Source organism: Pseudoduganella sp. OTU4001 (assembly GCF_038440195.1).
Classification (GTDB): domain Bacteria; phylum Pseudomonadota; class Gammaproteobacteria; order Burkholderiales; family Burkholderiaceae_D; genus Rugamonas.
The window spans coordinates 428,131-437,148 of sequence record NZ_JASATG010000001.1; the positions used below are offsets into that span (position 1 = coordinate 428,131).

The 9,018-nt window shown below is 64.0% G+C and carries 9 protein-coding genes; 7 read left to right on the forward strand and 2 right to left on the reverse strand.

Annotated features, from left to right (window positions below):
• Nucleotides 1–63 precede the first annotated feature (63 nt).
• From AAHE99_RS01980 to AAHE99_RS02005, 6 genes are all read left to right on the forward strand, one after another.
• Entirely contained in the window at nucleotides 64–1,041 is a 978-nt protein-coding gene (locus tag AAHE99_RS01980) for a threonine dehydratase (RefSeq protein ID WP_342113848.1), read from the forward strand.
• Nucleotides 1,038–1,970 carry a DMT family transporter gene (locus AAHE99_RS01985; RefSeq protein ID WP_342113850.1) on the forward strand — a complete coding sequence of 311 codons (933 nt, stop codon included), beginning with the start codon at nucleotides 1,038–1,040 and terminating at the stop codon, nucleotides 1,968–1,970. The genes AAHE99_RS01980 and AAHE99_RS01985 overlap by 4 nt, the downstream gene beginning before the upstream one ends.
• 68 nt (nucleotides 1,971–2,038) lie before the next feature.
• Nucleotides 2,039–2,500: a RidA family protein gene (locus AAHE99_RS01990; RefSeq protein ID WP_342113852.1), complete on the forward strand. Its 462-nt coding sequence runs from the start codon at nucleotides 2,039–2,041 to the stop codon at nucleotides 2,498–2,500.
• Nucleotides 2,501–2,515: 15 nt separating this feature from the next.
• The gene (locus AAHE99_RS01995; RefSeq protein WP_342113854.1) at nucleotides 2,516–3,709 is read left to right on the forward strand and encodes an aminotransferase-like domain-containing protein; all 1,194 of its coding nucleotides are present in this window, start codon (nucleotides 2,516–2,518) and stop codon (nucleotides 3,707–3,709) included.
• Nucleotides 3,710–3,864: 155 nt separating this feature from the next.
• Nucleotides 3,865–5,157: an esterase/lipase family protein gene (locus tag AAHE99_RS02000; RefSeq protein ID WP_342113856.1), complete on the forward strand. Its 1,293-nt coding sequence runs from the start codon at nucleotides 3,865–3,867 to the stop codon at nucleotides 5,155–5,157.
• A gap of 2 nt (nucleotides 5,158–5,159) precedes the next feature.
• The gene (locus tag AAHE99_RS02005; protein ID WP_342113858.1) at nucleotides 5,160–5,624 is read left to right on the forward strand and encodes a hypothetical protein; all 465 of its coding nucleotides are present in this window, start codon (nucleotides 5,160–5,162) and stop codon (nucleotides 5,622–5,624) included.
• Here the strand turns inward: AAHE99_RS02005 and AAHE99_RS02010 are convergent, their stop codons facing one another.
• Both AAHE99_RS02010 and AAHE99_RS02015 read right to left on the reverse strand, forming a co-directional pair.
• Nucleotides 5,625–6,452: a substrate-binding periplasmic protein gene (locus tag AAHE99_RS02010; RefSeq protein WP_342113861.1), complete on the reverse strand. Its 828-nt coding sequence runs from the start codon at nucleotides 6,450–6,452 to the stop codon at nucleotides 5,625–5,627. It abuts the gene before it with no gap.
• Nucleotides 6,453–6,501: 49 nt separating this feature from the next.
• Nucleotides 6,502–7,305, reverse strand: a complete 804-nt coding sequence (locus tag AAHE99_RS02015; protein ID WP_342113863.1) for an SPFH domain-containing protein — start codon at nucleotides 7,303–7,305, stop codon at nucleotides 6,502–6,504.
• A gap of 270 nt (nucleotides 7,306–7,575) precedes the next feature.
• On the opposite strand from AAHE99_RS02015, the gene AAHE99_RS02020 reads away from it, so the two are divergent.
• Nucleotides 7,576–8,937, forward strand: a complete 1,362-nt coding sequence (locus tag AAHE99_RS02020) for a diguanylate cyclase domain-containing protein (RefSeq protein WP_342113865.1) — start codon at nucleotides 7,576–7,578, stop codon at nucleotides 8,935–8,937.
• Nucleotides 8,938–9,018 lie beyond the last annotated feature (81 nt).

The window sequence follows — 9,018 nt, forward strand, 5'->3', positions numbered from 1 at the left end:
TTGGTACTGTACTGGTTACTTATTCTACGATACACCCATCTACCCCAAAAAGGAAACCGCGCCATGAACCTGCTGCCATCCCGTAACGACCTCGACGCCGCCGCTGCCATCGTCTACGGCGCCATGCCCGCCACGCCGCAGTTTTCCTGGCCGTTGCTGAACGAAGCCCTGGGCACCGAAGCCTGGGTCAAGCACGAAAACCACACGCCGACCGGCGCCTTCAAGGTGCGCGGCGGCCTGGTATACCTGAACCGCCTGCTGCAGCGCGAGCCCGGCCTGCCCGGCGTGATTTCGGCCACCCGCGGCAACCACGGGCAATCGATCGCCTTCGCCTCGCGCCGCCACGGCGTGAAGGCCACCATCGTGGTGCCGCATGGGAATAGCGCCGAGTCCAACGCGGCCATGCGCGGCATGGGGGCGGAGCTGATCGAATACGGCGACGACTTCCAGGCCAGCCGCGAATACGCCAACGCGCTGGCGCGCAAGCACGGCTTGCATATGGTGCCGCCATGCCATCCGGACCTGGTGGCGGGCGTGGCCAGCTACTGGATGGAACTGTTCCATGGCCAGCCGGCGCTGGATACGGTGTTTGTGCCGATCGGCCAGGGTTCGGGCTTTTGCGCTGCCATCGCGGCGCGTGAGGCGCTGGGGCTGCGCACGCGTGTGGTCGGCGTGGTATCGAGCCATGCGACCGGCTACCTGGATTCCTTCCGCAGCGGTGAATTACGGGAGTCGCCGGTCAGCACCCAGCTGGCCGATGGCATGGCTTGCCGCCGGCCTGACCCGGGCTCGCTGGAGCTTGTGCAGCGCTATGCCGATGACGTGGTGACGGTCAGCGATGAGGAAGTGGCTCGTGCCATCCGCCTGTACTACCGGGCCACGCACAACCTGGCCGAGGGTGCGGGCGCGGCGGCGCTGGCGGCGGCACTGCGCTTAAAACACGATCCGCGCGTGGCCGGCCAAAAGGTCGGGCTGCCGCTGACCGGCGCCAATCTGGATGCGGAGAAGGTGATGCGCGTTTTATCGGAGGTGTTGCCATGACGCCGCATTCGCACGACGGCGCATCGTGGCCGCCACGCAGCATCGCCCCCGCCAGCCCTGAAACGCGCGGCATGCTGCTCGGCCTGATCGGTGTCGCCATCTTCAGCCTGACGCTCCCGTTCACGCGGCTGGCGGTGGCCCACCTCGACCCGGTCTTCGTCGCCATGGCGCGCGCACTGGCGGCCGCCCTGCTCTCGATCGCCTGGCTGCGCTGGAAGCGCGCGCCCCTGCCGGCCAGAGCCCAGCTGCCTACCCTGCTAGCCGTCACCGTCGGCTGCGTGATCGGCTTCCCCCTGCTGACCTCGATCGCCATGCGCACCCTGCCCGCCTCGCACGGCGCGGTGCTGGTCGGCATCCTGCCGCTGGCCACCGCCCTGTTTTCCGCCCTGCGCGGCCACGAACGCCCTTCCGCCGGCTTCTGGACCATGGCGGCGCTCGGCAGCGCCCTGGTGATCGGCTTCGCCCTGCGCCAGGGTGGCGGCGGCCTGCACCGCGCCGACCTGGCCGTGTTCGCCGCCGTGCTGCTGGCCGCCATGGGCTACGCCGAAGGCGGACGCCTGTCGCAAACCATGGGCGGCGAACAGGTCATCGGCTGGGCCCTGGTGCTGTCCCTGCCGGTCGCCGCTCCCGCCACCGCCTGGCTGCTGTGGCGCGACTGGGCCATGATCGCTGCCGCACCAGCCAGCGCCTGGCTGGGCTTCAGCTACGTCTCCGTGTTCTCCATGTTCATCGGGTTCTTCTTCTGGTACCGCGGCATGGCCCTGGGCGGCGTGGCGCGCGTCGGCCAGGTGCAGCTGGTGCAGCCCGGATTAACTTTGGCCGGCGCCGCCCTGGTCCTGAATGAAACTTTGCATATTGAGCATATTCTGTTCACTTTTGCCGTTATTGCCGTCGTCGGCGCAGGAAAACGCATGAAAGTGGCCCGTTGACCGTGACGAATTCGGCAATGCGCAGAGTACAATAGCGTATTCACGGAACCTTTTTTCTTGGAAATCACATGTCTGTCTACGAAAAACTGAAGTCGCTCGATATCACCCTGGCCCCGCCAGCCGCCCCGGTTGCCGCCTACGTCATGTACGTACAGACCGGCAACCTGGTGTTCATTTCCGGCCACATCGCCAAGAAAGCCGACGGCAACCCATGGGTGGGCCAGCTGGGCAAGAATATCTCGACCGAAGAAGGCAAACAGGCAGCACGCTCGATCGCCATCGACCTGATGGGCACCTTGCAGGAAGCCTGCGGCGGCGACCTGACCCGCGTCAAGCGCATCGTCAAGGTGATGAGCCTGGTGAATTCCACCCCTGATTTCACCGAACAGCACCTGGTCACCAACGGCTGCTCCGAGCTGCTGGGCGAAGTGTTCGGCGACGCCGGCAAGCACGCCCGCTCCGCTTTCGGCGTAGCGCAAATCCCGCGCGGCTCCTGCGTAGAAATTGAACTGATCGCCGAAATCGCTTAAACCTGAGAAATTATTATGAAAATCGAGACCCCAAACCCACTGCAGTGGAACTTCTCCGAGCGCGCCAAAGGCATGCAGGCATCCTTCATCCGTGAAATCCTGAAGGTCACCCAGCAGCCGGAAATCACCTCCTTCGCCGGCGGCCTGCCATCGCCAGCCACCTTCCCGGTCGAAATCATGCAAGCGGCCTTCGACAAAGTACTGTCGACCAACGGCAAAGTCGCCCTGCAATACGGCCCGACCGACGGCTACATGCCGCTGCGCCAATGGATCGCCGACTCGCTGTCGCAGAACGGCGCCAAGATCTCCCCCGAGCAGGTACTGATGGTGTCCGGCTCCCAGCAAGCGCTGGACCTGATCGGCAAAGTGCTGATCGACGAAGGCAGCAAGGTGCTGGTCGAGACCCCGTCCTACCTGGGCGCCCTGCAGGCGTTCTCGGTGTACCGTCCAGAGTTCCACTCGGTCCCTTCCGACGATCACGGCCTGATCCCGTCCGCCCTGGATTCGATCGCCGACGGCGCGCGCCTGCTGTACGCGCTGCCGAACTTCCAGAACCCGACCGGCCGCTCGCTGTCGGTGGAACGCCGCCAGGAACTGGTGGAGACCTGCGCCCGCCTGAACCTGCCGCTGATCGAAGACGATCCATACGGCGCGCTGTCCTACTCCGGCCAGCCAAGCCCGAAGATGATCGCCATGAATCCGGAAGGCGTGATCTACATGGGTTCCTTCTCCAAGGTGCTGACCCCAGGCATCCGCCTCGGCTACGTGGTGGCCCCGCTGCCGATGGTGCGCCGCCTCGAGCTGGCCAAGCAAGCCGCCGACCTGCACACCGCCCAGCTGACCCAGATGGTGGTGCACGAAGTGGTGAAGGACGGCTTCCTGGACAAGCACATCCCGACCATCCGCCAGCTGTACGGCGACCAATGCAAGGCCATGCTGGACGCGATGGACGTGCACTTCCCGAAAGAAGCCAGCTGGACCAAGCCGGACGGCGGCATGTTCATCTGGGTTGAGCTGCCAAAGCACATCAACGCCATGGAACTGCTGGACGAAGCCATCAAGAACAAGATCGCCTTCGTACCAGGCGCCCCGTTCTACGCCAACGAACCAGCCACCAACACCCTGCGCCTGTCCTTCGTGACCGTGCCGCCAGAGCGCATCCGCGCCGGCATCGAAGTGCTGGGCAAGCTGATCAAAGCCCGCATGTAACAACAGCCCAGCCCGTGTCCACCTTGGGGTTGCCCCTAGGGGCGAAATCGAGACACGGGCGCGACCGTAGCCGTGGCTCGCCGCGGCATGCGATTGGCTCCAAACGCACGGTTGTCATGCAACCGTGCGCTCTCTCCCCGTGATGAAATGAGCCCATGAAAACGCTCACTTCCATCGCCCTGGCCACCGTGCTGGCCGCCTCCTCCGTCCAAGCCGCCAACAACGACCCGATTGTCCTGGTCCATGGCTTCCTTGGTTTCGGCCCCGACACCTTCGCCGCCACCGGCTTCAAATACTGGGGCGGGTTCAACGACGTCGCCGCGCATATACGCGCCACCCAGCGCCCGGTATTCACGGCCGCCATGGGTCCGGTCAGCTCGAACTGGGACCGCGCAGTGGAGCTGTACTACCAGATCAAGGGCGGCTGCGCCGACTATGGCGTGCGCCATACGGCGGACCATGCGGCCGCGGGTCATATCCAGAAGCCGGCCGGCAAATGCTGGGCGGCCGATCCTGCCAACAACCCGAACAACTATCCGCTCGCGCTCTATCCGCAATGGGATGCCCAGCATCCGGTGCATCTCGTCGCCCACAGCCAGGGCGGCCAGACTGTGCGCACCCTGATCCAGCTGCTGGAGAACGGCCCGCCCAATGGCGCCGGCAGCGAAGGCGGCGGCACGCTGTATAGCGGGGGCAAGACGGGCTGGGTCAAGAGCGCGACAACCATCTCGTCGCCGCACAATGGCACCACCCTGCGCGATGTGGTGGTGGACTTTGTGCCCAAGGTGTCCGAGCTGGCCGGCAGCATCGTCGAAGTGGCGGGACTGGGCGGCTCCGGCGGCACCGGCTATAAATTCCGGCTCGAACAATACGGCCTGGCGCAGGGGCCGGCCGAATCCATCGGCGACTATATCGGCCGCACCCGCGGCGCACCGTTCTGGCAGCTAGCCAACCACGATGCGGCGCAATGGGACCTTGGCCCCGATGGTGCCGCCCAGTTGAACGGATGGGTGAAGACATCGCCCAACGTCTACTACTTCTCGATCGGTTCGCGCGCTACCGAGCAAGGCCACTGGTGCTGCAACAACACCGACCGCGTGATTGCACCCTTCCAAAGCAGCGCCTACCAGTACGCGCGCAACGACATGATCTTCTTCCTGAAGAACACGGCGGGCGAATGGGTGGTGCCGTCCATCCTGCAGCGCGGCATGGGCTCGTACCGCGCACCGGACTGGTATGCCAATGATGGCGTGGTCAATACCAGCAGCATGCGCGGACCGGACGGACAGCCGCAACGCCTGTTCGACGGTACGCCGTCCAAGGGCAGCTGGAACTACATCGGCTACTACGACCAGTACGACCATTTCGATGTGATCGGATGGGATGCCGCGCCATGGGCGGTCTATCCGATTTACGACAACCTGCTGTCCATCCTCTCGAGGCTCTGACCATGCGGCTCGTGCTTGCCATTGCGGCGATTGCCGCCATTGTGATTGCACTGTGGGGGGATGGCGGGACACGCAGCGTCCCTGCTGCCGTAGCGGCCTTCAAGCCGGCCGCATCGCCGGTGCGCGCCGGCGCCGCCACGCCAGCGGCCGGCGCCACTGCCGCCGCAGCAGCCGCCGAGACAGCAGCGTCCATCCATTCCGTTGAAGTCCAGGTGCGGCAGGCGCGCCTCAGCGGGCGCGGCGAAAACGAAGCCCACCGGCTGCGTGCCGCGCAGCTGCCCGCAGCGCAAGCCATCGAGCTGGCGGCGATGGAAGCGGCCGAATCCGAGTGGCAGCGCCGCGTGAAAGCACTGCGCTCCGCCTGCGAAACGCGCGCATCCGACTGCGCCGGCGAACGCTCGCGCCGCTTCACTGCGGAAGAACTGCCGCTGCTGGGCAGCTACGAAGCCCCCACGCTACGCCAATAACTACGGCGCCGTCAGCAGCATCTTCACCGCATCGTCCTTGCCGACGTATTGCGCCAGCAGGCGCGCCATGGTGCCGTCCGCCGTCATGGCTTTCAGCATATCACCCCAGCGCCGCGCATCCTCGGCGCTGAACAGCTTTTTGCCCATCATGAGATGGGCCGGCCCATGCTGCCGGCCATTGCCCCAATCCTCCACCCGGATGGCGCCGGCCATGATTTCGTCCTTCAGGTAATGGGCGTAGACCATCTTTGGCGCCAGCAAGGCCTGGAAACGGCCGGCCTTGAACATCGCATACAGCCGGTCGCCCTCGTCCACGTCCTCGACACGGCCGATGTTGCGCAATTGGGTGACAAAATCCTCGTACGCCGGGCCGGCCGCAAATCCACGGCCGAAGCCCAGCCTCAGCTCGGGCGAGGCGATGAAGTCGGACATGGAATGGACATTCGGGTCGGCATCCTTGCGCAGCACGACCACATTCTTGACCAGCATATACGGCGCCGCCCATGCGAACACCAGGCGCTCTGGCGTGGCGGCGGCGGACAGGGTCATATCGACTGTACCGGCCTGCATGCCGGTCCAGATCGCGCGCCGCGGCATCACCCTGGAGACGAATTTGCAGCCACTACGCTTGCTCAATTCGTCCGCCAGGTCCTTATCAAGGCCGACGCCGGAGCGGTAGAAATTCCCGAATTCGTAAAGGCCGACGACGATGGGCCGCGCCGGGCAGGCCGGCGCACCGCCCTTCTGCGCCCACGCCGGCAGCCACAATCCCTGCAATGCAAAAGCCGCCAACGCCAGGCGGCACAAGCTACGCGACACGAACTGCATGCTGCTTCCCCTTAGCCGGTTGCACTAAGGGGATTATGACACGGCAGGCTTACTTGCTGGTGATGTTGACCATGCCCTTGAAGTCATACGGAATGACCACAGTCTGCACCTTGCCCGCAGCAATGCCTTCAGCAATCCGCATTTGCGCCTGCGCCTGCATGTAGGAGATGGCGCCCGCATTCGCGTTCAGGGCAGCGATACGTTCCGCCTCCTTCTTCGCGATCTGCACCTCGACTTCCTTGGTCTTCTCCTCGTTCTTGGCGCGCACCAGGTTATCGGCGCTCTGCTTCACCGCATCGCTCGGCACCATGCTGCCCACGCGCACCTGGGAAATCACAATGCCGTTCAGCTTTTCATCGGCCAGGGTGGCGATCATGGTAGCCTGGATCTCCTGCTCGATCTGGGTCCGGTTGTCGTTCATGTTCAGCGCCTCGTACTTGCGCGCCACCTTGTACACCGCATTGCGCGCAGTCTGCGAAATATAGGCGTGCATCAGGTAGATGTCGCCGCTCGCATCTTGCGTGTGGAAGGCGCGACTCTTGTTGATGTACAGGTCCGACACGGCCGACGGCGTAATGTTGTAGATCACCGCCAGGTCGAAGTCCTTCATGGTGGAGTTGTCGGCCGCCAGCGGCATCAGGTCGCGCACATCGACGCTGACGTCCTTGATCGGGAACGTCAGGATCGAACCCACGATGGTCTGGTTAAAGCTGCCCGCCACGCGCTCCTCCGCCTCCACCGTCTTGTCGAAGTTGACGCGCAACCCTACTTCGCCGGTGTCGATCACCTTGCAGCCTGTCAGCGCAACAACCGAAAACAGGGCAGGAACCATCAGCAGCGCAATTTTTTTCATGATCTTTCTCAATGAGTTAAGTGAGCCTGCATTTTATTGCTTTACCAACACAAAAAAATCATAGAAAAATCACGGAAATTACCGTTAATTCTTTGCCAACGCGCTCGCGCAATGATCACAAAATGTCACAAAACCCCTTAGCTTGTCGGAAACTTTGACCAACTATCATTAATTCTTCGTCTTATTTCAGCAAAACCTTCCTTGAATTTTCACAATTCCAGTTGGCAACACGGTATCATCCAAAGCACATCCTACTCACCCCTAGTCAGCATGAATCAAGGCGGTACCAGCTTTTCCCCACGGCGGGATGCCGTGATTTTGATTGTTGATGATGCGCCGGACAACCTCTCCGTCCTGCGCAAGTTGATGGTCGAGCAGGGTTACCAGACGTACGTCGCCAACTCCGGCGAACGCGCGCTTGAAATCGCGCGCCGCGTGCACCCGCACCTGATCTTGCTGGACGTGATCATGCCCGGCATGGACGGATTCGAAACCTGCCGCCAGCTCAAATCCCACCCCGCTACCGAAGACATCCCGGTGCTGTTCATGAGCGCCCGCAACGAGCAGGAAGACGTGGTGACCGGCTTTGAACTGGGCGCGGTCGATTACATCGGCAAGCCGCTGCGCATGGCCGAAGTGTGCGCCCGCGTGCGCACCCAGCTGCAGATCCGCTTTGCCACCGAAACGCAGCAGGAGCAGTCGGAGCGCCTGCGCACCATCGTCAACAATATGGCCGAGGGCCTGCTGATCATCGAAGCGGACGGCCGCATCCAGTTCACCAACCCGGCCTGCGACCAGCACCTGGGCTATATGGCGCACGAGCTGGCAGGCAAGTCGATCTCCGACCTGCTGAACCCACTGGTGGCCGACGAATACCTGGAATACTTCGCCCGCTACGCCGCCAATCCGGAAACGGCGCACAGCCACGGCACGCGCGAAGTGATCATCCGCCACCGCACCGGCAAGTCGGTGTGCATGGACCTGACCCTGACCCCGATGTTCCTGCGCCAGCCGCTGTTCATCGGCCTGCTGCACGACATCACCCACCACAAGCTGTCGGAAGACGCGCTGCAGCGCGCGGCGATGATCGACCCGCTGACCAAGATTGCCAACCGGCGCCACTTCGACTCCTTCCTGGAGAAAGAGTGGCAGCGCGCCATGCGCACCGGCGCCCCGCTGTCGCTGGTGGTGCTCGATGTGGACCACTTCAAGCTGTACAACGACACCCTGGGCCACGCCCAGGGCGACGTCTGCCTGCAGCAGGTGGCGCAGGCCATCGGCGGCCACGCACTGCGCGTGACCGACCTCGCAGCGCGCTACGGCGGCGAAGAATTCGTGCTGCTGTTTGCCGAGACCGACGCCGATGCCGCCTTCCAGATGGCCGAATCGATCCGCACCCATGTGGAGTCGCTGCGCATTCCGCACCCGCGTTCCGCAACCTCGCCCTTCATCACCGTCAGCATCGGCGTCGCCACGCTGTGCCCGACGCCAAGCGACAATATCGAATCCCTCTTCGTCGCCGCCGACCGCGCCATGTACGTCGCCAAGGAAGACGGCCGCAACCAGGTGCGCGCTACGCGCCCCCCCACCACCGCCATCGAAGCCGCCCGCGCAATTCGGGGCCAGATCTGACATCCGAGCGATAGAAGTGGGGGGGGGGGGGGGGGGGGGGGGGGGGGGGGGGGGGGGGGGGGGGGGGGGGGGGGGGGGGGG